Annotated in this window: 20 protein-coding genes; 9 read left to right on the forward strand and 11 right to left on the reverse strand. The window is 74.3% G+C overall.

The features are described from left to right. Nucleotides 1-12 precede the first annotated feature (12 nt). The 4 genes from PGN05_RS12960 to PGN05_RS12975 all read right to left on the reverse strand — a co-directional run bounded on the left by PGN05_RS12960 (nucleotide 13) and on the right by PGN05_RS12975 (nucleotide 4,811). Nucleotides 13-1,245, reverse strand: coding sequence for a sarcosine oxidase subunit beta family protein (locus PGN05_RS12960; RefSeq protein ID WP_419752964.1), 1,233 nt, complete (start codon nucleotides 1,243-1,245; stop codon nucleotides 13-15). Next, on the reverse strand, nucleotides 1,242-2,570 hold the full coding sequence (gene glyA / locus PGN05_RS12965) for a serine hydroxymethyltransferase (protein ID WP_419752965.1): 1,329 nt from the start codon (nucleotides 2,568-2,570) through the stop codon (nucleotides 1,242-1,244). Before glyA ends, PGN05_RS12960 begins: the two co-directional genes overlap by 4 nt. Nucleotides 2,571-2,701: 131 nt before the next feature. Continuing rightward, the gene (locus PGN05_RS12970; RefSeq protein WP_419752966.1) at nucleotides 2,702-3,823 is read right to left on the reverse strand and encodes an aromatic ring-hydroxylating oxygenase subunit alpha; all 1,122 of its coding nucleotides are present in this window, start codon (nucleotides 3,821-3,823) and stop codon (nucleotides 2,702-2,704) included. A 193-nt stretch (nucleotides 3,824-4,016) separates the two neighbouring features. Beyond that, nucleotides 4,017-4,811 carry an IclR family transcriptional regulator gene (locus tag PGN05_RS12975; RefSeq protein ID WP_419752967.1) on the reverse strand — a complete coding sequence of 265 codons (795 nt, stop codon included), beginning with the start codon at nucleotides 4,809-4,811 and terminating at the stop codon, nucleotides 4,017-4,019. A gap of 130 nt (nucleotides 4,812-4,941) precedes the next feature. On the opposite strand from PGN05_RS12975, the gene PGN05_RS12980 reads away from it, so the two are divergent. Beyond that, entirely contained in the window at nucleotides 4,942-5,262 is a 321-nt protein-coding gene (locus tag PGN05_RS12980) for a bifunctional 3-phenylpropionate/cinnamic acid dioxygenase ferredoxin subunit (protein WP_419752968.1), read from the forward strand. Next, a complete protein-coding gene (locus tag PGN05_RS12985) occupies nucleotides 5,259-6,428 on the forward strand; it encodes an NAD(P)/FAD-dependent oxidoreductase (protein WP_419752969.1) in 1,170 nt (389 codons plus the stop codon). The genes PGN05_RS12980 and PGN05_RS12985 overlap by 4 nt, the downstream gene beginning before the upstream one ends. On the opposite strand, the gene PGN05_RS12990 is transcribed toward PGN05_RS12985, so the two are convergent. Then, entirely contained in the window at nucleotides 6,382-7,596 is a 1,215-nt protein-coding gene (locus tag PGN05_RS12990) for an MFS transporter (RefSeq protein ID WP_419752970.1), read from the reverse strand. The two genes, PGN05_RS12985 and PGN05_RS12990, sit on opposite strands and share 47 nt — an antisense overlap. Nucleotides 7,597-7,656: 60 nt before the next feature. Here PGN05_RS12990 and PGN05_RS12995 point away from each other — a divergent pair, with 60 nt between their 5' ends. Then, nucleotides 7,657-8,268 carry a TetR/AcrR family transcriptional regulator gene (locus PGN05_RS12995; protein WP_419752971.1) on the forward strand — a complete coding sequence of 204 codons (612 nt, stop codon included), beginning with the start codon at nucleotides 7,657-7,659 and terminating at the stop codon, nucleotides 8,266-8,268. Nucleotides 8,269-8,289: 21 nt separating this feature from the next. On the opposite strand, the gene PGN05_RS13000 is transcribed toward PGN05_RS12995, so the two are convergent. Next, nucleotides 8,290-10,251 carry a BCCT family transporter gene (locus PGN05_RS13000; protein WP_419752972.1) on the reverse strand — a complete coding sequence of 654 codons (1,962 nt, stop codon included), beginning with the start codon at nucleotides 10,249-10,251 and terminating at the stop codon, nucleotides 8,290-8,292. A gap of 384 nt (nucleotides 10,252-10,635) precedes the next feature. Between PGN05_RS13000 and PGN05_RS13005 the strand changes: the two genes are divergently transcribed. The 4 genes from PGN05_RS13005 (at nucleotide 10,636) to PGN05_RS13020 (ending at nucleotide 13,974) form a co-directional block, all read left to right on the forward strand. Continuing rightward, complete coding sequence (locus PGN05_RS13005) at nucleotides 10,636-11,379, forward strand: aspartate/glutamate racemase family protein (RefSeq protein WP_419752973.1); 744 nt, start codon at nucleotides 10,636-10,638, stop codon at nucleotides 11,377-11,379. 131 nt (nucleotides 11,380-11,510) lie between these two features. Beyond that, on the forward strand, nucleotides 11,511-12,041 hold the full coding sequence (locus tag PGN05_RS13010) for a DUF6653 family protein (RefSeq protein WP_419752974.1): 531 nt from the start codon (nucleotides 11,511-11,513) through the stop codon (nucleotides 12,039-12,041). Nucleotides 12,042-12,181: 140 nt separating this feature from the next. Continuing rightward, a complete protein-coding gene (locus tag PGN05_RS13015; protein WP_419752975.1) occupies nucleotides 12,182-12,589 on the forward strand; it encodes a hypothetical protein in 408 nt (135 codons plus the stop codon). Continuing rightward, nucleotides 12,586-13,974 (forward strand): ANTAR domain-containing protein, encoded by a 1,389-nt coding sequence (locus PGN05_RS13020; RefSeq protein ID WP_419752976.1) that lies wholly within the window; start codon nucleotides 12,586-12,588, stop codon nucleotides 13,972-13,974. Before PGN05_RS13015 ends, PGN05_RS13020 begins: the two co-directional genes overlap by 4 nt. Nucleotides 13,975-14,006: 32 nt before the next feature. On the opposite strand, the gene PGN05_RS13025 is transcribed toward PGN05_RS13020, so the two are convergent. The 3 genes from PGN05_RS13025 to PGN05_RS13035 all read right to left on the reverse strand — a co-directional run bounded on the left by PGN05_RS13025 (nucleotide 14,007) and on the right by PGN05_RS13035 (nucleotide 17,454). After that, a complete protein-coding gene (locus PGN05_RS13025) occupies nucleotides 14,007-16,001 on the reverse strand; it encodes a CheR family methyltransferase (protein ID WP_419752977.1) in 1,995 nt (664 codons plus the stop codon). A gap of 3 nt (nucleotides 16,002-16,004) precedes the next feature. Beyond that, the gene (locus PGN05_RS13030; protein WP_419752978.1) at nucleotides 16,005-17,030 is read right to left on the reverse strand and encodes a chemotaxis protein CheB; all 1,026 of its coding nucleotides are present in this window, start codon (nucleotides 17,028-17,030) and stop codon (nucleotides 16,005-16,007) included. A 139-nt stretch (nucleotides 17,031-17,169) separates the two neighbouring features. Continuing rightward, the gene (locus PGN05_RS13035) at nucleotides 17,170-17,454 is read right to left on the reverse strand and encodes a hypothetical protein (RefSeq protein WP_419752979.1); all 285 of its coding nucleotides are present in this window, start codon (nucleotides 17,452-17,454) and stop codon (nucleotides 17,170-17,172) included. Nucleotides 17,455-17,675: 221 nt separating this feature from the next. On the opposite strand from PGN05_RS13035, the gene PGN05_RS13040 reads away from it, so the two are divergent. Then, nucleotides 17,676-18,326: a chemotaxis protein CheB gene (locus PGN05_RS13040; protein WP_419752980.1), complete on the forward strand. Its 651-nt coding sequence runs from the start codon at nucleotides 17,676-17,678 to the stop codon at nucleotides 18,324-18,326. A gap of 168 nt (nucleotides 18,327-18,494) precedes the next feature. Then, on the forward strand, nucleotides 18,495-19,121 hold the full coding sequence (locus tag PGN05_RS13045; RefSeq protein ID WP_419752981.1) for a Crp/Fnr family transcriptional regulator: 627 nt from the start codon (nucleotides 18,495-18,497) through the stop codon (nucleotides 19,119-19,121). A gap of 42 nt (nucleotides 19,122-19,163) precedes the next feature. On the opposite strand, the gene PGN05_RS13050 is transcribed toward PGN05_RS13045, so the two are convergent. Further along, a complete protein-coding gene (locus tag PGN05_RS13050; protein WP_419752982.1) occupies nucleotides 19,164-21,257 on the reverse strand; it encodes a DEAD/DEAH box helicase in 2,094 nt (697 codons plus the stop codon). Nucleotides 21,258-21,674: 417 nt separating this feature from the next. Continuing rightward, the gene (locus PGN05_RS13055; protein ID WP_419752983.1) at nucleotides 21,675-22,109 is read right to left on the reverse strand and encodes a cyclic nucleotide-binding/CBS domain-containing protein; all 435 of its coding nucleotides are present in this window, start codon (nucleotides 22,107-22,109) and stop codon (nucleotides 21,675-21,677) included. Nucleotides 22,110-22,169: the final 60 nt, after the last annotated feature.

Below are 22,169 nucleotides of genomic sequence, written 5' to 3' on the forward strand. Positions count from 1 at the left end.
GATCTCCCTGGCTCAGTGGGCGACGGCGGCCGCGCCGTGCTCGTCGACGAGTGCGCCCGTGACGAACCGGTCGAGGGTGAACGGCGCCACGTACGGGTGGGGCTCGGCGTGGGCGATGGTGTGCGCCAGCGCCCACCCGATGCCGGGGGTGGCCTTGAACCCGCCGGTGCCCCAGCCACAGTTGAGGTAGAGGTTCTCGTAGGGGGTCCGGCCCACGATCGGCGAGGCGTCGGGGCTGACGTCGACGATGCCGCCCCAGGTGCGCAGCAGGTGCGCCCGCGCGAACACCGGGAAGAGCTCGACGGCCGCGGCCATCTGCCGCTCGACGATGGAGAAGGCGCCGCGCTGGCCGTAGCCGTTGTACGAGTCGACGCCGGCACCCATGACCAGCTCGCCCTTGTGCGCCTGGGAGACGTACACGTGCACGGCGTTGGACATGACCACCGTGGGGTGCACCGGCTCGAGGAGCTCGGAGACCAGCGCCTGCAGCGGGTGGCTCTGCACCGGCACGCGGATCCCGAGCAGATCGGTGAGCACCGAGGTGTGGCCGGCCGCGCAGAGGGCGACCGTGCCGGCGGCGATGGTCCCGCGGGTGGTCTGCACCGCGGTGACCCGGTCGCCGTCGGTGGCGAACCCGGTGACCTCGCAGTCCTGGATGAGGTCGATGCCGGCCTCGTTCGCCCGGCGGGCGAAGCCCCAGGCCACGTAGTCGTGCTTGGCGATGCCGGCGCGCGGCTGGTACGTCGCCCCCAGGACCGGGTAGCGGATGTCGGCCGAGGTGTTGACGACCGGGCAGATCTTGCGGACCTCGTCCGGCTCCACCCACTCCGCGTCGACGCCGTTGAGCTTGTTGGCCTCGACCCGCCGCACGCTGTCGCGGACGTCCTGCAGGGTGTGCGCGAGGTTGAGCACGCCGCGTTGGCTGAACAGGATCGGGTAGCCGAGGTCCTCCTCGAGCCCCTCCCACAGCTTCAGCGCGTGCTCGTAGATGGTCGAGCTCTCGTCCCACAGGTAGTTGGACCGGATGATCGTGGTGTTGCGGGCCATGTTCCCGCCGGCCAGCCACCCCTTCTCCAGCACCGCCACGTTCGTGATGCCGTGGTTCCGGGCGAGGTAGTGGGCGGTGGCGAGTCCGTGCCCGCCCCCGCCGACGATCACGACGTCGTAGGAGCGCTTCGGCTCCGGATCGCGCCACAGGAAGTCGGGGTGGTCCGGCAGGTCGGCGCCGGGGGTGCGGGGACTCATCGGCCGGCTCCCGTCAGGTCGGGGTAGAGCGGGTGGCGGTCGGCGAGCCGGGTGACCCGCGCGCGGAGTCCGGCGAGCTGCTCGTCGCCAGTCGACGGCCGGAGCGCGGCGGCGATGACGTCGGCGACCTCGGTGAAGTCGTCGAGGCCGAAGCCGCGGGCGGCCAGTGCGGGGGTGCCGATGCGCACGCCGGAGCTGACCATCGGCGGGCGGGGGTCGAAGGGGACGGCGTTGCGGTTGACGGTGATGCCGATGGAGTGCAGCCGGTCCTCCGCCTGCCGGCCGTCGAGCGCCGACGCCCGCAGGTCCACCAGGACGAGGTGCACGTCGGTGCCACCGCTCACGACGTCGACGCCCGCCTCGCGGGAGTCGGCGGCCAGCAACCGGTCGGCCAGGATCCGGGCGCCGGCCAGGGTGCGCTCCTGGCGCTCGCGGAACGCCGGTTCACCGGCCAGCTTGAACGCCACCGCCTTGGCGGCGATCACGTGCTCGAGCGGCCCGCCCTGCTGGCCGGGGAAGACCGACGAGTTGAGCTTCTTGCCCAGCTCGGCCGTGGCCAGGATGAGCCCGCCGCGCGGGCCGCCCAGGGTCTTGTGCGTGGTCGAGGTGACCACGTGCGCGTACGGCACCGGCGAGGGGTGCAGGCCGGCGGCGACCAGCCCGGCGAAGTGGGCCATGTCCACCATGAGGTACGCCCCGACCTCGTCGGCGATCCGGCGGAACTCGGCGAAGTCCAGGTGGCGGGGGTAGGCCGACCAGCCGGCCACGATGAGCGTGGGCCGCCGCTCCTCCGCCAGCTGCGCCACCTCGGCCATGTCGACCCGGTGGTCCTCGCGGCGCACGTGGTAGGCGGCGGCGTCGTAGAGCCTGCCGGAGGAGTTGAGTCGCATGCCGTGCGTCAGGTGACCGCCGTGGGCCAGGTCGAGCCCGAGGAAGGTGTCGCCGGGCTCCAGCAGGGCGGCCATCGCCGCGGCGTTGGCCTGCGCGCCCGAGTGCGGCTGGACGTTGGCGTACTCGGCGCCGAACAACGCCCTCAGCCGGTCGATCGCCAGTTGCTCGATGACGTCGACGTGCTCGCAGCCGCCGTAGTAGCGCCGGCCCGGGTAGCCCTCGGCGTACTTGTTGGTCAGGACCGAGCCCTGGGCCGCCATGACCGCGACCGGCGCCGAGTTCTCGCTGGCGATCATCTCCAGCGTGGTCTGCTGCCGGGTCAGCTCGGCGGTGATCGCCGCGAAGACCTCCGGGTCGGCGTCCGCCAGCGGCCGGTCGAGCACGTCCCCCGGACCGGCCGGGACCGGCGGAGCTCCTGCAACCTGGACGACCATGCCGGCGTCCTCCTGTCGAAAGGTAAAGACTGGTGTATCAGTTGTGTAACACCCTGGGGCGACCGCCCCCTCGGGTCGAGGGCCCGGGCGGTCGGGCGGCTCGGAGGACGCCCCCCACCGGCGCCGTGGACTCAGCGCGACAGGCGCTGCGTCAGCCACTCGTGGAAGGCGCCGATGTGGTGCTCGGAGGGGACGAGGACGCCGCCGCGGGCGTAGGCCCGGGAGGACATGGCCGGCTGGGTGCGCTCGCAGGCGGCGAAGTCCTGCTCGTTCACCCGGTGGAACAGCTCCACCGACCGCGTCACGTCCCGGCCCGACTCGATCACGTCGTGCGTGTACAGCCAGTCGCACTCCACGATCGTCCGGTCGGCCGAGACCGGGAACATCCGGTGGAAGATCACGTGGTCCGGCACCAGGTTGACGAAGACCGTCGGCTTGACCGTGACCGCGTAGTAGCGCCGGTCCTGGTCCTCGTCGACGCCCGGCAGCCGGTCGAAGCCCTCGCCGCCGTCGACGGTGAAGCCCGCGACGTCGTCCCCGAACTCGGCGCCGTGCCCGACGAAGAACTGCGCGGCGTAGCCGTCGGCGAACTCCGGGAGCACCTCGGTGAGCTCCGGGTGGATCGTCGCGCAGTGGTAGCACTCCATGAAGTTCTCGATGATGAGCTTCCAGTTCGCCCGGACGTCGTAGGTGACGCGGCGCCCCACGACCAGCGAGTCGATGTCGTAGTGCTCGATCGCCTGCACGCTCCCCAGCCGCTCGACGACGGCGCCCACGACGTCGTCCTCGAACGACGGGGGCTCCGTCGCCAGGCACACCCACGCGTACCCCAGCCACTCCCGCAGCGCGACCGGGACCAGGCCGTACTCGACCCGGTCGATGTCGGGCATCTTCGTCAGGTTGGGGGCCGCGATCAGCTTGCCCTCGAGGTCGTAGGTCCACGCGTGGTACGGGCACTGGAAGGCCCGCTTGACCGCGCCCGAGTCCTCCGTGCAGATCTGCGCACCGCGGTGCCGGCAGACGTTGAGGAAGGCGCGCAGCCGCCCGTCCCGGCTGCGCACCACGAGAACGCTCTCGCTGCCCACCTGGACCTTCCGGAAGGAGCCGGGGGTGGGCAGGTCGCTGGACCGGACGGCGCAGAACCACATGTCCTCGAAGACGTGGGACTGCTCCAGCGCGAACACAGCGGGGTCCGTGTAGTAGTGGCCCGGCAACGTGGAGATGAGGCTCGCGGGCTGGTCGGTGGTGGTCATACGCACCTCGGGGTTCCCTCGGCGATCGGAGCGACGCCGGACGTCGGACGGCTCAGGTCTGCGACAGGCCACGGTCGCCGTCCAACAGCGAGCTCACGACGACCGGTGCGTTGCACATTACACAGCGCGTCGCGCAGGACGCAACAGTCAATCCGCCCGTCCGGACCCCGCTCCGGACGGGACGGCGGGTGTGCTACCGACCGAAGAAGCCGAGCCTCCTGCTCAGCTCGTCGGCACCCGACACCACCCGCTTGGCGACCCGTGGGAAGTCCTGCGCGTCCATGCGGAACGACGGCCCCGAGACGCTGAGGGCCGCGATGACGTCGCCATCGGCACCCCGCACGGGTGCGGCGACGGCACTGAGCCCGACCTCGTACTCCTGGACCGTCGACCCCCACCCCTGCTCGACGATCCGGTCGAGGTCCCGGCGCAGCGCCTCGGGATCGGTGATCGTGAACGGGGTGAAGCGCGGCATCTCGCGGGAGAGCACGCCCTTGCGGACGGCCTCGGCGGCGTGGGCCAGGAGCACCTTGCCGCTGGAGGTGGCGTGCAGGGGCGTCCCCTGCCCCACCCAGTTGTGCGTGCTGAGCGCCGCGGGCCCGCGGACCTGGCTGACGTTGACCGCCCGGTCGCTGTCCAGGATGGCGATGTTGACGGTCTCCTCGAGGTCGGCGGCCAGCCCCTCGCAGATCCGCCGTCCCTCGTGGGCGATGTCCAGCTGGGCGGCCGCCGCGCCGGCCAGGCGGACGACCCCGAAGCCCAGCCGGTACTTGCCCCGATCGGCCAGCTGCTCGACGAAGCCCCGGCTCTCCAGCACCGCGACCAGCCGGAAGGCGGTGGACTTGTGCACCCCGAGCTCGGCCGCCACCTCGGTGACGCCGGCCTCCCCGTGCGCCGCGAGGATCTCGAGGACGCTCAGCGCGCGGTCCACGGACTGCACCGCGGCGACCTGACCACGCTCGGCGTTCCCACTCTGCGGCCCACTCATGGCCTCAGCGTAGGTCTCGGCGCGCTGGGTCCCGTCCGGCGTCTTGACGACGCTGTGCTAGGCGACGATGCTGTTGCGCCATCAGCAGTGAGTTGCGAAGTGAGCAACAACCACCAGCCTGGAGCGTTCGATGATCCCGGTCTGCCCCACGTCCGCGCTGCCGCCCGGCGAGGCGATCCGCGTCGAGGCCGATGAGCCCATCGCGGTCTTCAACGTCGACGGCGACCTCTACGCGATCGACGACACGTGCACGCACCAGGACGCCTCCCTGGCCGACGGCTGGCTGGACGGCTGCGCCATCGAGTGCCCCCTGCACGCCTCCTGCTTCGACCTGCGCACCGGGAAGGTGTCCGGCCCGCCGGCCAAGGTCCCGGTCCGCACCCACCGGGTCGTCGTGGCCGACGGCATGGTCTACGTGCAGCGGGGAACCGCCGGGGACGGCGCCCCGTGAGCGCCACGATCGCCGTGGTCGGCGCCTCGCTCGCCGGCCTCTCGGCTGCGCGCGCGCTGCGGGAGCAGTCCTACGACGGCCGCATCGTGGTCATCGGCGACGAGGTGCACGCCCCCTACGACCGCCCGCCCCTGTCCAAGGAGTTCCTGGCCGGCACGGCGTCGCTGGACGACATCGCCCTCGGCACGCCCGACGACGCGGACCTCGGCCTCGAGTGGCGGCTCGGCACGACGGCGGTCGGCCTGGACCCCCTCCGCCGCTCGGTGACGCTGCACGACGGCAGCGAGGTGCGGGCCGACGGCGTCGTGCTCGCCACGGGGGCCCGCGCCCGGCGCCTCCCGGGGAGCGCGGCGCTCGCGGGTGTGCACGTGCTGCGCTCCCTGGACGACGCGGTCGCCCTCCGCGCGGACCTCGTCGCCGCCGAACGCCTCGTCGTGATCGGCGCCGGCTTCATCGGCGCGGAGGTCGCCTCCACCGCGCGGTCCCTCGGGCTGGAGGTCACCGTCGTGGAGACCCAGCCCGTTCCGCTCGCCGGCCCGCTGGGCCTCGACATGGGTGCGGTCTGCGCCGGGCTGCACGCCGATCACGGCACCCGCCTGCTGGCGGGCACCGGCGTCGCCGGGTTGGTCGGCACCGGCCGGGTCGAGGCGGTCGAGCTGACCGACGGTTCGCGCCTGCCCGCCGACGTGGTGCTCGTGGGGATCGGCGCGGTTCCCAACACCGAGTGGCTGGCCTCCTCGGGCGTGGCCCTGGGCAACGGCGTCCTCACCGACGCGCGGGGCACCACCAGCATCCCGGGCGTCGTCGCCGTCGGCGACTGCGCGGCCGCCTGGTCGGCCTCCCTCGAGCGGCACGTCCGTGTCGAGCACTGGACCTCCGCCCTGGAGCAGCCGGCCGCCGCGGTCGCCACCCTGCTCGGCGCCGGGGAGCCGGCACCGGCCCCGGTCCCCTACTTCTGGTCGGACCAGTACGGCGCCCGCATCCAGTTCGCCGGTTCCCGCCAGGAGGGCGACGTGGCGCGCGTGGTGGAGGGCAGTTGCGCCGACCGCAGCTTCCTGGTCGTCTACGAGCGCGACGGGCACCCCGTGGCCGTGCTGGGGATGAACCAGCCCCGCCTGTTCACCCGCTGGCGCCGCCAGCTCCGCTCGGCCGTGCCGGCGGCCTGAGCCCCGGCCGGTCCGGGCCGGCCGCCGGCCGGCGAGGCCGGTGGTGCGGACGACGACCGGTCGGCGCGGCGATCCCGGCGGCCGACACCAGGCCCGCGGCGGCGACGAGGGCGACCGGTGCTCCCACGGCGTCGGCCAGGACACCGAGGACGAGGGCGCCGGCGGCCTGGCCGGTGGTGAGCGCGATGAACAGGAGGGCCGTCGTCTGCGCGGCCGCCGCCGGCGCCAGCCGGCCGGCCCAGGCGATGAGCACGCCGCTGAGGGCCACGAAGCCGGAGCCGAACAGCGCCAGGGCCGCCGCGGCGACCGCGACCGCTCCCGGCCGCCAGGCCAGCAGCACCGTGCCGGCGGCGGCGGTCCCCACCGAGAGCCGCCAGGCGGCGGGCAGGCCGGCCCGGCGCACGAGGCTCCCGCTCAGGCCGCCGAGGAGGGCGGCACCGCCCAGGAGGCACCACAGCAGCCCGGTGACCTGCGGAGACAGCCCGCTCCCGGTCATCAGGTCCGACCCGAACGTCCACACCGCCGCTCCGCCGGCACCGGCGAGCAGGGCGGCGGACAGCGGGCGGACGAGGTCCCGGGGCCGCAGCGCCGAGCGCGGCTCCCCGGGGTCGGCCGGCGGTGGGTGCCAGCAGGCGGATCGGTCGGCCCACCAGGTCACGAGCAGCGCCCCGCCGGCGAAGCCGAGCCACGCCCACCGCCACTCCGCCGGCCAGGCGAGCACCACCAGGCCGCCGGCGACCACTCCGGCTCCCGTGCCGCTGTTCACCACCGCCTGGGACCGGTGCTCGGCGGGCGGCGCGACCGTGCCGGCCACGGCGGCCACCAGGGCCGGAGTAGCGGCGCCGGCTCCGCTGCCGGCGAGGAGAACGCCGACCGCGAGGACCGGTGCCGCCTCCGCGGACGCGACCACCAGCGAGCCCGCGGCGGCACTGCCCCCCGCCCACCACAGGGCTCGGCGGGCCCGACCCCGGCCGACCAGCCGCAGGCCCCCGACCGCGGCCCCGCAGTACGCGAGGTAGCTGCCCGCGGCGATGGCGCCCGCGACCCCGGAGGTCAGCTCCAGGTCCGATCGGAACTGCGGCAGGTACAGCCCGAACCCGTACCTGGTGAGGCCGTAGGTCACGGCGATGACCAGCAGCCCGCTGACCACGAGCGGGGGCGACGGCACCGCGGCCCGGCGGGCCGACCGTAACGATCGTTTCAGCATAACGATCGTTATGCTAGGACCGTGACCACCGACCGCGCGAGTCGACCGGCCCGGGAGCGGCTGCTCGAGGCCGCCGGCGAGCTGTTCTACGAGTCCGGGATCGCGGCGACCGGGGTGGACGCCGTCCTGGCCCGCGCCCGGGTGGCCCCGGCGACCCTGTACGCCCACTTCGCCGGCAAGGACGGGCTGGTGGCGGCCTACCTCGAGGACCGGCTCCGGAGCTGGCAGCAGACCTGGGACGAGGTCCTCGCCGAGCGGACCGACCCGGTCGCCCGGCTGCTGTCGGTCTTCGACGCGGTCGAGCGGTACCGCGAGACCGCGGGCAACCGCCGCGGGTGCGCGTTCCTCGCCGCGGCCACCGAGCTGCCGCCGGGCCACCCCGGCAGCCAGTGGTTGGCCGCCGACTCCCGGCTGCTGACCGAGCGCCTCCGCCGGCTGGCCGAGGCCGCGGGCGCCGACGACCCCACCGGGATCGCCGACGGCCTGCTGGCCCTCTACGACGGGGCACTCGCCCGCCTCGCGCGCCAGGCGGTCGTCCCGGACCTGGACACCGGCGACCCGCTGCACCGCGCCCGGCAGACGGCGGCGGACTGGCTGGCGGACTCCCTCGGTCCGGCCCGCCGCCCCGGCTGAGCCCGGCCCCGCCGGGGGGCGCTACTCGCGCGGGTCCGCCGGCCGGCCGATCGCCTCGGCCCGGGACTGACTCGGCGGGGCGAAGGGCGCGTCCGCGTCCGGGGACACGAAGTTGCCGCCCGGGCTGACCCCCCGCTGGCCGTTCGTCTCCGGAGCCGCCGGCGGCTGCGCCGCCGGGGCGACCGGGGTCTTCTCGACCACCAGGACGAAGTCGTCGCCGTGCCGGCTGATGCCCTCGACGACGGCCTGCTCGATCGCCAGCGTGGCGTAGGTGCCGCGCAGGACGATCGGGTCGCGGCGGAGGTCCTTGACCAGGCTCACGGCCATCGCCGCCATCACGAGGGCGAACGGCAGCGCCGCGATGATGGTCAGGTTCTGCAGCCCGGTCAGGGCCGCACCGTCCTCGCCCAGGAGCAGCATGATCGCTGCGACCGAGCCCATGACGACGCCCCAGAAGACGACGACCGAGCGGCTCGGTTCCAGGGTGCCGCGCTGCGACAGGGACCCCATGACGATGGAGGCCGCGTCCGCACCGGACACGAAGAAGATCCCCACGAGGAGCATCACGAGCACGGTCGCCGCGGTGGCGAGGGGGTACTCCCCCAGGACGGCGAACAGCTGCCCCTCGGTGGTGCCCTGGCCGGCGACGTCGAGGCCGTCGCGCTGGGCGGCGATCCCCGCCCCGCCGAACACGGCGAACCACAGCAGGCTCACCAGGCTGGGCACCAGGAGCACGCCCGTGACGAACTGGCGGATGGTGCGGCCGCGGCTGATGCGCGCGATGAACAGCCCGACGAACGGCGTCCAGCTGATCCACCAGGCCCAGTAGAAGACCGTCCAGCCGCGCAACCAGGCAGCCATGGGGTCGCCTCCGGTGGCCTCCGTGCGCGCGGCCATCTCGCCGAGGTCGGAGAAGTAGCTGCCGACCGCGTCGGGGATGAGGTTGAGGATGAAGATCGTCGGGCCCGCCACGAAGACGAACAGGGCGAGGATGATGGCCAGGACCATGTTGGTGTTGGACAGCCACTGGATGCCGCGCGCGATGCCCGAGACGGCGGAGACCACGAACGCCGCGGTGAGCACCGCGATGATGCCGACCAGGACGCCGTTCCCGACGTCGCCGGCCCACCCGAGGATCTGCACCCCGCTGCCGATCTGCAGGGCACCCAGACCCAGCGAGGCCGCGGACCCGAACAGCGTCGCGAAGATGGCCAGGACGTCGATGACCCGGCCGGCCGGACCGGCGGCCCGACGCTCGCCGAGCAACGGGACGAAGGCGGAGCTGATCAGCTGGCGACGGCCCCGGCGGAAGGTGCCGTAGGCGATCGCCAGACCGACGACGGCGTACATCGCCCACGGGTGCAGGGTCCAGTGGAACAGCGTGGTGGCCATCGCCGTCTGGATGGCCTCGGACGTCTCGGCCTCGTTGGTGAGCGGCGGCGGGGAGACGTAGTGCGACAGCGGCTCGGCGACGCCGAAGAACATGAGCCCGATGCCCATGCCGGCGCTGAACATCATCGCGATCCACGAGATCGTGCGGAACTCGGGCTGCTCGTCGTCGCGCCCCAGCGGGATCCGCCCGTACTTGCTGGCGGCCAGCCAGATGACGTACACGACGAACGCCGAGGCGAGCAGGACGAAGAGCCAGCCGAGGTTCCCGGTGATCCAGCCGAGGATCGACCCGCTCGCCGAGCCCAGGCCGGTGGGGCTGGCGAAGCCCCAGACGACGAACCCCAGCGCCATGGCGGCGGCGACGGCGAAGAGGACCCGGTCCACCTTCCAGTGCCGGTCGGCGACGCAGGGCGGCGGCTCGGCGATGGCGGGGTGGGTCCCCGTTCCGAGCGCACCCGCGTCGTGGACTCGGTACCTCTCCTGCGCCTCCGGGGCGGCGCCCGGAGCAGGCGCCCGCTCGGCTCCCGCATCTCTGGTCTCGTTCCCCGGCGAGCCCGAGGACGAGGCGTGCTCGCGGCCTGGTTGGTCCATGTCCCTCTCCCAGTCTGTTGCGCAGTGCGAGACCCGCTGCGCAAGAGGGAACCAGACCCCCTCCGACCGGACAAGGGCCTCGTGTGACTTTCCCCACCGTGGCCCCTGGGCCGGACGCTGTGTGCAGCGGTCGTGACGATGCGAGCGGCTGCCCCCTCCACGACGACGTCCGTGCGGAGTACCCGCCGCCTGCCGTCACCACCCGCTCCGGCCGCGGGATCGGGCCGGACCCGGTCACGCGGGACCGCGGTACCCCGGCGTCGGGGTGTCGCCGGTGTACGGCGGCTCCGGCGCGGCGACCGCTGAGCACGGCCCGCCCGGTGTCGGCGACGATGGCCCCCGGGGGCCGACCGGGCCCGCCCGCCCGTGGAGGGAGTTCCCGTCATGTCGCAGCCACCCGTGGCGCCGCGCCCGACTCCCCGGCAGCGGGTGGTCGGCATGCTCGGCGGGATGAGCTGGGAGTCCACCGCGCAGTACTACCGGCTCGCCAACGAACTGGTCCGCGCCCGGCTCGGCGGCCTGCACTCCGCGCGGCTGGTCCTCACGTCCGTGGACTTCGCCGAGATCGAGCGCCTGCAGGTCGCCGGCGAGTGGCAGCGCGCCGGCGAGCTCCTGGCCGGGGAGGCGGCCCGGCTGGAGGCGGCCGGCGCCGAGCTCCTGGTGCTCTGCACCAACACCATGCACCGCGTCGCCGACCAGGTGCAGGCCGCGGTGGACATCCCGCTGCTGCACCTGGCCGACGCGACCGCCGCCGCGGTGCGCGCCGCGGGGCTGTCCACGGTCGGGCTGCTGGGCACCGCGTTCACGATGGAGCAGGCGTTCTACCGGGACCGGCTGGCCGGGCACGGCCTCCGGGTGCTGGTGCCCGAGGCGGCGGACCGGGCCGAGGTCCACCGGGTCGTCTACGACGAGCTGTGCCTCGGCGTCGTGCGCGACGAGTCGCGCGCGGTGTACCGGCAGGTCATCGAGCGGCTCGTCGCCGCGGGAGCGCAGGGCGTGGTCCTCGGCTGCACCGAGATCGAGCTCCTCGTCGGTGCGGCGGACAGTCCCGTCCCGGTGTTCCCGACCACGGCACTGCACGTCGAGGCGGCGATCACCGCGGCCCTCGACGGCGTGCCGACCGGGTGACCGGTCGCCGTCGGGTCGCGCGCTCCGCGCCGGGCCGGGGGGACCCGCGACCGGGGATTGTGCCGGCAGGCCTCCTGCGAGAACCCTGGGGTCCACATCCTCGACGGCGCGCACGCAGAGGGGACGTGGACATGTCCGTGGACAGCAGGATGGCCAAGGCGTTCGGGCTCGAGGGGGACGCCTGGCAGCGCCACGCCAACCCGTGGAGCGTCTACACGCGCATCCCCATCCCGCCGCTGCTGGTCGCGGCGATCTGGAGCCGCCGGTGGGTCGGGTGGCGCGCACTCGCCCCCGTGGGCCTGGTCCTCGCGTGGACCGTGGTCAACCCCCGGGCGTTCCCCCCGCCGCGCTCGCTGGACCACTGGGCGTCGCGGGGCGTGCTGGGTGAGATCCACTGGGCGGAGCGGGCGGAGGTCCCCATCCCCCCGCGGCACCGGGTCGCGCCGAACGTGCTCAGCGCCATCAGTGCCCTGGGCGTGCCGTTCGTCGCACGGGGCCTCGTCGTGGAGAACGGCTGGATGGTGCTGTTCGGACTGGCCGTGCAGTCGGCCGGCAAGAACTGGTTCATCGACCGGATGGCCCTCCTCTACGACGACATGGCACCCGTCAGGGCCGCGACCCCGACCCCCTCCGCGCCGCGACCGGTGGCGGCACTGCCGTGACCGGTCGAGCGGGACCGGCCGGCCGCCGGCACCGGCCCCGGAGCCCGCCGCCGGGCGGGCGGACGACCGCGCTGCAGGCATGGCGTCGGGCGGGCCGACGTGCTGAGCTTGGGACGAGACCCCGGCGGGAAGGTGTGGCCATGGATCCTCAGGACGCCGGGACGCAGGCGGCCGAGCGGGCCGAGTCCGCGGGCACCCGCACGCGGGAGATCGCCGACCGGTTGACGCGCCTGGCCACCGACCGGCGCTCGGACGGCACCGACGTCCGGCTGGCCCAGGAACACGCGGAGGAGGCTCGGCGACGGGCGGAGGAGTCCCTGCGCCGGGCCCTGGCCGGGCACGAGCGGGCCGCCCGCAGCCACGAGCGCGCAGCACAGGTGCACGAGGAGGCCGCCCGCCGCGGGATCGGCGACGCCGCCGAGCACGAGCGCTTGGCGGCGGCGCACCGGCGCGACGCCTGGGCCGACCTCGACGAGGCCGCCCAGGACCGCGCCCGCGCCGGGTGGACGGACGGTGACGGGTCGCCGACGACCGGCAGGATGTCGTGAGCGCCGACTCCGCGTCGTCCGGCGCGCACCTCGAGCCGGACACGGAACCGGTGTCGGGCCTGCTGCGCGCGCTGCCCGCGGGAGAGGCGACGGCGGAGCAGGTCCTGGCCGAGCTCGCCGCCGTGCAGGTGGCCCACGAGGAGCTGCGCGTCGCCGAGGAGGAGCTCCGGGTCCAGCAGGAGCAGATCACCCACCTGCTCGTGCAGCACGACGCCGAGCGCCGCTGGCGGGGTCAGATGTCCGCCCTCCTGCCCATCGGGCTCTGCGTCACCGACGGCAACGGCACCGTGACCGAGGCGAACCCGGCGCTGGCCACCCACCTCGGGGCCGCGCTGCAGCGGCTGCGCGGCAAGCCGCTGAGCGTCTACCTGGACCCGGCCGACGTGCGGCAGTTCCGGTCGGCGCTGCGGGCACTGGGCTCCGGAGCAGAGATCGAGGAGCGCCTCACCGTCACCGTGCACCCTCGTCGCCTCGCGCCCGGCCGGTGTGAGCTCTTCGGCTTCACCGAGACCGCGGACCACCGCGCCTCGGTCGCACGCATCCAGTGGGTCCTGGTGCCCGTGGTCGCGGGAACCGGCGACCAGGGCACCGACCGGGCCGCCGATGCCGCCGACGCGGGCCGGGAGCCGGCCGCCGACGCGAGTGGGTCGGAGGTGCCGATCCCGGCGTCGCAGGTCATCGGGCTGGCGGCGTCGCTGGCCGAGCTGTCGGCACTGCCCGTCGGCGAGGCGAACCGGCAGCGGCTGCTCAGCCGGATGGCCGCGCTCATCCGGGAGGCGGTCCCCGCCGCGGACTGGGTCAGCATCACGGTGGGCACTCCGCAGGAGCCCCAGCGCCTGGGCAGCGACTCGACCGAGGCGCAGGCGTTCGACGGCCGGCAGGCGCGGGCCGCGGAGGGGCCGTGCTGGACGGCCTTCCGGACGGGAGCCGTCGTGGTCACCCACGACGTGACCGCCGATCCGCGCTGGCCCGCGCTGGCTCCGCTCGCCGCGGCCGGCGCCGTGCGCAGCGTCCTCGCCGTGCCGCTGCACGAGGACGGCACGACGACCGGTGCCGTCAACGTCTACTCCGGGCAGACGGCCGCCTTCGGCAGCGCGGGCCGGCGGATCGCCGAGCTGGTGGCCGCCGCGGTCGCGGGGGTGCTGCAGAACGTCGCCGAGCGCGAGGCGATCCAGCAGCTGGCGAAGAACCTCGAGCGGGCCCTCACCTCGCGCGCGGTCATCGACCAGGCGAAGGGGATGATCATGGCCCGGCTGGGCGTCGACGCCGACGATGCCTTCGCCCGGCTGGTGAGCCTCAGCTCCCAGCTCAACGTCAAGGTCCGTGACCTGGCCACGCTCGTGGTGGAGGGGCACGTCGACGACGTCCTGAGCGCGGGTCCCTGACCTGCGTCCACGAGGACGCCGGCCAGGGGTGGTCAGCCGTCGGTCGGGTCCATGAGCACCACCGCGCCGCCACTCTGGCCCGGCGCGTGCTGGAAGGCACTGACCGTGACCCGGACGTGCACCCGACGCCCGCGCCGGTTCACCGCCTGCAGCTCGACGGTCTCGTGCGGCTCGCCGGCGTCGAGGACCTGCCGCCGCAGCAGCGGCTGCAGCTCTCCGACGGGGAGGCCGATGTCGAGGGCGAGCAGGTGCTGCCCGCGGGCCTCGTCCTCCCGGATCCCCCAGAGGTCCTCCGCGGCGTCGTTCCACGCGAGGACGCGCAGCTCCGGGTCGACGACGACGACACCGGCGCGGAAGCTGCTGAGCACTCCCGCCATGAAGCGGTTGAGCGCGCCGACCTCGTCGGTGGTGGTGCGCAGCTCCTCGTTCGTGGAGTGGAGCTCGTCGTTCATCGACTGGAGCTCCTCGTTCATCGTCTCCAGCTCCTCGTTCGTGGACTGGAGCTCCTCGTTCGTCGTCTCCAGCTCCTCGACGGTCGACTGGAGCTCCTCGTTGGTCGTCTCCAGTTCCTCGTTGGCGGACTGGAGCTCCTCGTAGGCGGTCTCCAGCTGCCGGTTGGCGTACTCCAGTTCCTGGCGCAGCTGGCTGTACTGGGTCACGTCCTCGAAGGTGACGGTGCTCCCGAGGAACCCGCCGTCCTCGCGATACAGCGGGACGACCTGGACGTCGAACACGTCGGGCTCCTGGCCGGGGCGCCGGCGCTCGACAGCCCGGACCTGCACCACCGACCGGTTGGCGCGGGCCTCGGTGAGCGCGGTGCGGAGCTCCACCGGCCGGTAGGAGATCTCCAGGTCCTGGATGGGCCGCCCGACGTCGCGGCCGTCGACGCCCAGGACCCGCTCGGCCTGGCGGTTGACCATCGCCAGCCGCCCGTCGGCGTCGAGGGCCAGCTGCGCCGTCGGCGCCGCGAGCATCGCCTCGCGCCGGAGCCTCGAGAGCTGTCCCTCGCCGACGCCGAGGCCCTCGCGGACCGCCGCGGCGACGGGCCGGCGATCGACGGCCGGCTGTCCGTCCCGCTTGCGGAAGAACCGCCGGCTCAGGTCCACCGGGGCGAACAGCTGCGTGTGCGACAGCAGCATCTCCGCCTTGCCCAGGAACAGCAGCCCCTCGGGGTTGAGCGCGAAGTGCAGCCGGCCCAGGATCCGGCTCTGGGTCTCGGCGTTGAAGTACATGAGGGTGTTGCGGCACAGCAGCAGGTCGACGTGCGAGATCGGGGCGTCCTGCACCAGGTCGTTGCGGCCGAAGATCACCGACCGCCGGAGGTCCTTGCGGAACGCGAACCGGGAGCCCTCGGGCTGGAAGTACTCCTCGACCTGCGACGAGGTCAGACCGGCCATCTCCCGCTCGGTGAACACCGCCTGGCGGGCCTGGGCGAGCGCCTCCTCGTCGACGTCGGTGGCGTAGATCTTCACCCGCTGCCGGAACTGCTCGGCGCCCAGCGCCTCGGCGAGCAGGATGGCCAGGCTGTAGGCCTCCTGACCCGAGGCCGAGCCGGCACTCCACACCCGGATCGTCGGCCCGGCCGCGGCGATGACCTGGGGCAGCCGCCGGTCCCGCAGGTGCTCCCACGACGACCGGTCCCGGAAGAAGCTCGTCACGTTGATGAGCACGGTGTTGAACAGCGGGGTGAACTCCTCGGGGTGGACCTCCAGGAAGTCCTGGTACTCCGCCGTGGACTCGATCCCCACCTCCGCCATCCGGCGGCGAACCCGCCGCATCACGCTGGGGCGCTTGTACCCGGTGAAGTCGAACGCGCGTCGCTCCCGGAGGAACACCAGGAGGGACTCGAAGGCCGGGTCCGGACCGTCGGCGACCGCCGGGTCCTCGCCGTCGGCATCGCCCGGGTCCTCGGCGTCCGCACCGGCCGGGTCCTCGAGGACGTCCTCGTCCGCGAGCACGGCACCGGGCTCCTCGCGGTCCGGCGTGGCCCGCTCGTCCTCGGGGGCGTCGGCGTCCTGCGCGCGCACTGGTCAGGCACCCACCGTGTCGTCGGGGAGCCCCTCCCCGTTGAGCTCGCCCTGCTGGAGGAGTCTGCGCAGCAGCGCGGCCGCCTCCAGCGCCTCGTCGTGCCGCTGACGGAAGGCGCTGGCACTGATGCGGTGCCCGCGCTGCTCCGCCCGCTCCCCCATCCGCAGGCTGAGGGTGGCCCGCTCCTCCAGGCCGCGCAGCGCCATCCACAACGCGCTCTCCAGCGCCTGCGCCTGCTCGGCCGCGAGCGCCTCGGGGGACCACGCGTGGCCGACCCGGCAGCGGAACCGCTCCATCCCGCCCTCGCTGATCGAGAACAGCGCCCCATGGCAGGTGGGGCAGCCGAAGCCCGACGGCATGCCCGGGCGGTCGTCGGCGTCCATCGCGTCACGGTCCAGGTTGGCCATCGCCGTCTCCGTGTCCATCAGGTCGCTGGGCGCGGGCTCGGCGACGTCCTCGATGTCCTCGGCGAGGAGTTCGGCGAGCGCAGCCCCCAGCTTCTCCGCGGGGACGACGTGCTCGGCACCGCCCAGCTCGACGGCGTGCCGCGGCATGCTGTCGTACAGCGCGTCGTCGGTCTCCTGCGCCATGCCGACACCGCCGCGCGCCCGCACGGCGATCATGCCCGCCGTCCCGTCGTCCAGGGCACCGGAGAGCACCACCGCGATCACCCGCCGGCCGGCCGCACGGGCCGCCGAGCGGAAGAGGACGTCGACGGCCGGTCGGTGGCCGTTCTCCCGCGGCCCCCGCGAGAGCAGGACGTGCCCGTCGCTGACGATCAGGTGCCGGTCGGGCACCGCCACCAGCACCGTGCCGGGCTCCAGTCGCTCGCCGTCGACCGCGGGGCGCACCGGGAGGTCGCAGACCCGGTCCAGGATCGCCGGGAGCGCGCTGCGGGCGCTGCTCGGCATGTGCAGCACCACCAGGACGGCGGCCGGGAAGTCCAGCGGGATCCCGCGCAGCATCTGCCGCAGCGCCTCGACCCCCCCGGCCGACGCACCGACCACCACCAGGTCTCGTCGCGTCATGGCCACGGTCCTCCTCCCGCCCGGGTCGGCTCCAGCCGGGGCACCGGCGAGGCGTGCAGAAACGGTAGCGCCGCGCCCACCACCCGGTGCGGTCAGGCGTTCGCGGGACCCGGTCGGATCCCGCCCCGGGGCCGGCAGGTCACCGCCCGCTCCCGCGGGGGTCCCCGGCGGCCACCTGCCGGTGGGCGACCCTGCCCGCCCGGCCACCGTCGGGGAGCTCGGCCAGCTCCTCGTTGAGCGCGTGCGCCAGGACGTTGTACTCGCCGGGGGCGAGGTCGAGGAGCCCGTGGACCTGCGCGTCGACCGACACCTCGTCGGCGTTGCCGCCGATCGCCAGGTAGCTCAGCCACACCTGGCGCGCGGTCAGCCCGACCTGGCGGAAGGCGGCGAGGAGGGGCAGCTCCCCGTCCGCGTCCTGCGCCATCGCTGCTCCGTCCTCCCGACGGGTGAGCGTCGGAGCCTGGTCCCGCACGGGACGTGCCATCCGTGCGACGCCCCGAGGGTAGGCCGACGGAACGGCCGCCGACACGCCGCCCGACCGGCGTGCTGTGCCGGCACGGCGATCCGCACGGGACATCGGCGAATGCCCGCACACGCCGCTGCGCTGCTGTGTCGGGTACCTGACACAGGAGTAGTCTCCGCCGGGTGGAGATCCCCGCACCGGACCCGCGCGAGGGGTTCGACGTCGTCGTGCTGGCCTCCTCCGCCGGCGGGGTCAGGGCCCTGCAGACGGTGATCTCGCCGCTGCCCACGGCCTTCCCCACACCGATCGTCGTCGTGCAGCACCGGCGGCCGGACAGCCTCGATCTGCTGACCGGGATCCTCCGGGCCCGCGCCGCGCTGCCCGTGCGTCCGGCCACCGACGGCCCCCTCCGCCCGGGCGTCACCGTGCTCCCCCCGGGAGCGTCCGCCCAGCTGGGCTCGACCGGCACCATCACGATCCGGCCCGCACCGGCCACCCGCACCGCCGACGGCGTGCTGACCTCTGCGGCCGCCGCCTTCGGGCCGCGCGTGCTCTGCGTCGTCCTCACCGGACGCCTCGACGACGGGGCCGCCGGGGTGCGCGCGGTGCGGCTCGCCGGCGGTCGGGTGCTGGTCCAGGACCCGGACGAGGCGGAGGCACCCGGCATGCCGAGCGCCGCGCTGGCCACCGGGTGCGTGGAGCACGCCCTGCCCCTGTCGCACATCGCCCCGGCGCTCGTGGCCTACACGATGGCGCCCGGCGCCGCGAACCTGCTCACCGTCCCCGTGCCGCCGTGGGCCCGGCTCCGGCTGGGTCGCGGCGTCCCCGCATGAGCTGCTGACCCCGGGTACGGCGCGCCCGATCCCGAGCAGGCAGGACCCGTGAGGCAGGTGCCCATGTCCCCACCTCCACCACCCTCCACTCCGGAGGCCCGTCGCAACCTGCTCCTGAGCGGCCTGCCGGAATCCGAACTCGAGCGCCTGTTGCCGGAGCTGGAACCGGTGGACCTGGAGGTCCACGACCAGGTGCTGACCCGCGACAAGCCGATCGAGCACCTCCACTTCCCACTGGACTGCGTCCTGTCCCTCATGGCCGCCGTCGAGGGCGAGTCCATGGTCGAGGTCGCCACCATCGGCCACGAGGGGATGTCGGGGCTGCCGGTCTTCCTGGGCACGGTCGCGGGCCCCAACGACGCCTTCTGCCAGGTCCCGGGTCGCGCGTTGCGGCTGTCCGCCGCCGGCCTGCAGCGCTTCCTCGCGCTCGACGGCGCCTTGCACCACGTGCTGCACCGCTACACGCAGGCGACGATGGTGCTGCTGGCCCAGAACGTCGCCTGCAACCGGCTGCACGCCACCGAGGAGCGCTGCGCCCGCTGGCTGCTGCAGACCCGCGACCGCGTGGGCGCCGACGAGTTCCCGCTCACCCAGGAGTTCCTGGCGCAGATGCTCGGCGTCCACCGGGGCACCGTCTCGCTGACCGCGGGGGTGCTCCAGCAGGCGGGCATGATCCGCTACACCCGCGGCCAGATCACCGTCCTCGACGCCGACGCGCTCCAGCGGACCGCCTGCCCCTGCTACGGCATCGTCCAGGCGGAGTTCGAGCGCCTCACCGCCGCACCCGAGGCCTGACCCGGGACCGCCGCGCCTCCCGGCGGCCGGCCGCCCGCGCGGTCAGTGGCCGGCCGACGAGCCGGCACCGAGTGCGGGGGACGTCGACAGCGCGTCGGTGAGCAACCCGACGAGCGCCTCGAGCTGCATGTCGGCGGACGAGGAGACCTCCGCGTCCGACCCGTCGAGCGCCCGGGCGGCGAGCCCCGCCTTGCTGTCGATCAGGTCGGCGATCCGGGCGTCGATGGTCTGCGCGGCGATGATCCGCCACGCGGTGACCGGCTCGGTCTGGCCGATGCGGTGGCTGCGGTCGATCGCCTGGGTCTGCTCCGCGTCGGTCCACGAGAGCTCGGCCAGCACGATGTTGGAGGCGACCTGCAGGTTCAGGCCCACGCCGGCGGCGGTGAGGGAGCAGACCGCGACGGCGACGGCCGGGTCCTCGACGAAGGCGTCGATGTTCTTCTGCCGCGCCGTCGGCGTCTGGTCGCCGCGGATCGACGAGAAGCGAACCCCCTGCCGGGCGAAGGTCTGCTCGGCGGCGTCCATCACGTCCACGTGCTTGGCGAAGAAGACGACCTTGCCGGCGCTCCGGGCGAGCTGCGCCGCGTAGTCGGCAGCCAGCCCGGCCTTGGCCTGGCCGATGCGCCGCATCATGGTGAAGACGTTGTCGCCCGACTTGGCCTCGTTCGCGTCCTTGAGCTCCCAGCGGGCCACCCGGCGTACCAGCTCGGCGTCGATGCCCTCGACGACGGTTGCGGACTCCCGGGCCGCCAGCGCGGACTCGTAGCGGGCCACCAGCCGGCGGGCGAGGTCCTGCTCGGCCGCGCGGATCGACCGGCCGGCCGCCCCGTCCAGCTCGACGGGCAGGTCGGCGATGCGGCGGGCGGGGATGTCCGCGGCCACGTCGACCTTGCGCCGGCGGACGATGCCGAGGTCGATCACGCACCGGCGGGCGGCGGCGTAGAAGCCGGGGTCGGCGGGCGTCAGGCCGGCCTCCTCCAGCGCGTCCATCAGCTCGGTGCGCGGCTTGTCCTCGTCGATCCACCCGAGGAACTGCCAGATGGCGCGGAAGTCCTCGATGTCGTTGATCAGCGGGGTGCCGGTGAGGGCCATGAGCAGGGGACGCGCGGGCCGGGACCGGATGCGGTCGGAGAGCTCGAGGACGTGCTGGGAGCGCTGGGAGGTCTTGTTCTTGATGAAGTGCGCCTCGTCGACGACCATCCCGCGGAAGCCGAAGTCCCCGAGCCAGCCCACGTGCCGGTCGAGCACCTCGTAGTTGACGACGACGATGTTGGCGAAGCCGTCCACCGTGTCCCCGTTGCCCTGCACCACGGTCGCCGCGCGGTGCGGCGTCCAGAGGCCCGCCTCGCGCGCCCAGTTGGTCTTGACCACGTTCGGCACGACCACCAGCAGCGGATAGGCGTTCGCCGCCTCCGCGGCGAGCAGCGCCTGCGCCGTCTTGCCCAGACCCGGCTCGTCGGCGAGCAGGAACGTCCGGTGGCCCTCCGCGGCCGCGGCGACCAGCTGCGCCTGGTGCGGCATGAGCTCCAGGCCCTTCGGCGTGAGCCGCGACGACGGGGCCGGGAGGGGCATGCACGCCGGTTCGCCGCTCCCGGCGCGCTCGAAGGAGCTGAGCAGCGGGCCCAGCAGCTCCCAGCCGGCCAGGCGGCGCGGACGCGGGGCGCGCTGCGGAGCGGCCGAGAAGTCCGGTGCCAGGAAGGGGTTGGCCAGCTGCCGGGAGATCACCGACTGGGGCACCACGCGGCGCTCGGGAGGCGCGGGGGCGGCGACGGGTTCCACCGCGGGGACCTCCTCGGCGGCCGGCTCGATGCCGACCTCCCGGAGGATCTCCCGCGAGAGCGACCGGGCCGCGTCGGAGACGACGGCGTCCTCGGCGAGCAGCGCCAGCAGCCCGGCGTCCCGGACGGCGGTCGTCGCGAGGATGGTCGCGACGCCGTCCAGGCGCTTGAGCTGCTCGGCGCGCTGGCTGTCGCTGCCGGCCGCCGCCCGGATGCGGGCCCGCTCCTCCCGCAGCAGCAGGGCGACCGCCTGGAACGTGGTGCGTACGGCAGGCGTCACGCGGCCGCGCTGGGCGGCCGCCTCGACCTCGCGGACGGTTCGGGCGAGCACCGCGACGACGTCGCCGCGATGGCGCACGCGTCGCTGGCTCCGCGGAGCGGAACGGCGAGCGCTCGTGTGGCGCTGGCCTGGTCGAGCCACAGACTCCTCCTCCGAGCTGCCGGGCACCGTGCCGCAGCAGCATCCCCACCGTCCCGCGGAACGGGCGGCCGATGGTCCCGGCCGAGTGCTCCCGACCCCCGGCTCCCCCGCTGGTCGCCGAGGACCGGCGCCGGCAGGCTCCGGCCGGCGACGGGGAGCCACCGGTGGGTGGGCCGGGACCGTGGCGCGGAGCGTCGCCGTCGGACGATCCCGCTCCGGTCCCGTGGTCGCGACCTCGCTGATGTCAACGCGCGCGCGGGTGCACCATTCCCGGCCCGCCGGCCGCTCCATCGGCGCGGCGGAGCGGTCCGCCCACTCGGCGGCCCGAGCCGAGGATACGTGCTGGGCGGCCGGTCAGCCCTCTCGGTCGCCTCGTGTCGTGAGCAGTCCCCGGCAGACGTCGCCGATGTCGACGATGCCCAGCAGCCGCTGCCCGTCGACGACCGGCACGTACATGACGCCGGACGCGAGCATCAGCTCGGCCGCCGCCGCCACCCCGGTCTCCGGGGAGAGGGTGACCGGCTCGCGGCGGACGAGGTCGCTGATCCGGACCTCGTTGGGATCCCGGCCGTCGGCCACCGCCTGGGCGACCTCGCGGTCGGTGATCACCGTGAGGGGCACCCGGTCGACGGGGTCGTCGATCACCACCAGCGCGCTGTCGCCGGCCTTCTTGAACAGGTAGGTGGCCGCCGCCAGGTGAGCGTCGCGTTCGACGCTCGTGACCGCCGGCCGCACCAGGTCGCCCACGGTGAGGCGGGCGGCCTCGCGGCGCACGACGTCGGACGACATCGCGGCTCCTCTCGATCGTCGGTGCCCGTGCCCGACCCCCGGGGGGATCGGTCCGGCGAG

Origin of the sequence: Geodermatophilus sp. CPCC 206100 (assembly GCF_048569675.1) — a bacterium.
In the GTDB taxonomy this organism is placed as follows: domain Bacteria; phylum Actinomycetota; class Actinomycetes; order Mycobacteriales; family Geodermatophilaceae; genus Geodermatophilus.

Bases quoted from the DNA above. Each gene is read 5' to 3' on its own strand.
- glyA (WP_419752965.1), bottom strand. From the start codon at position 2,570: ATGGTCGTCCAGGTTGCAGGAGCTCCGCCGGTCCCGGCCGGTCCGGGG.
- PGN05_RS13005 (WP_419752973.1), top strand. From the start codon at position 10,636: ATGTCGCAGCCACCCGTGGCGCCGCGCCCGACTCCCCGGCAGCGGGTG.
- PGN05_RS12980 (WP_419752968.1), top strand. From the start codon at position 4,942: ATGATCCCGGTCTGCCCCACGTCCGCGCTGCCGCCCGGCGAGGCGATC.
- PGN05_RS12975 (WP_419752967.1), bottom strand. From the start codon at position 4,811: ATGAGTGGGCCGCAGAGTGGGAACGCCGAGCGTGGTCAGGTCGCCGCG.
- PGN05_RS13035 (WP_419752979.1), bottom strand. From the start codon at position 17,454: ATGGCGCAGGACGCGGACGGGGAGCTGCCCCTCCTCGCCGCCTTCCGC.
- PGN05_RS13015 (WP_419752975.1), top strand. From the start codon at position 12,182: ATGGATCCTCAGGACGCCGGGACGCAGGCGGCCGAGCGGGCCGAGTCC.
- PGN05_RS12970 (WP_419752966.1), bottom strand. From the start codon at position 3,823: ATGACCACCACCGACCAGCCCGCGAGCCTCATCTCCACGTTGCCGGGC.
- PGN05_RS13000 (WP_419752972.1), bottom strand. From the start codon at position 10,251: ATGGACCAACCAGGCCGCGAGCACGCCTCGTCCTCGGGCTCGCCGGGG.
- PGN05_RS13030 (WP_419752978.1), bottom strand. From the start codon at position 17,030: ATGACGCGACGAGACCTGGTGGTGGTCGGTGCGTCGGCCGGGGGGGTC.
- PGN05_RS12960 (WP_419752964.1), bottom strand. From the start codon at position 1,245: ATGAGTCCCCGCACCCCCGGCGCCGACCTGCCGGACCACCCCGACTTC.
- PGN05_RS13055 (WP_419752983.1), bottom strand. From the start codon at position 22,109: ATGTCGTCCGACGTCGTGCGCCGCGAGGCCGCCCGCCTCACCGTGGGC.
- PGN05_RS13010 (WP_419752974.1), top strand. From the start codon at position 11,511: ATGTCCGTGGACAGCAGGATGGCCAAGGCGTTCGGGCTCGAGGGGGAC.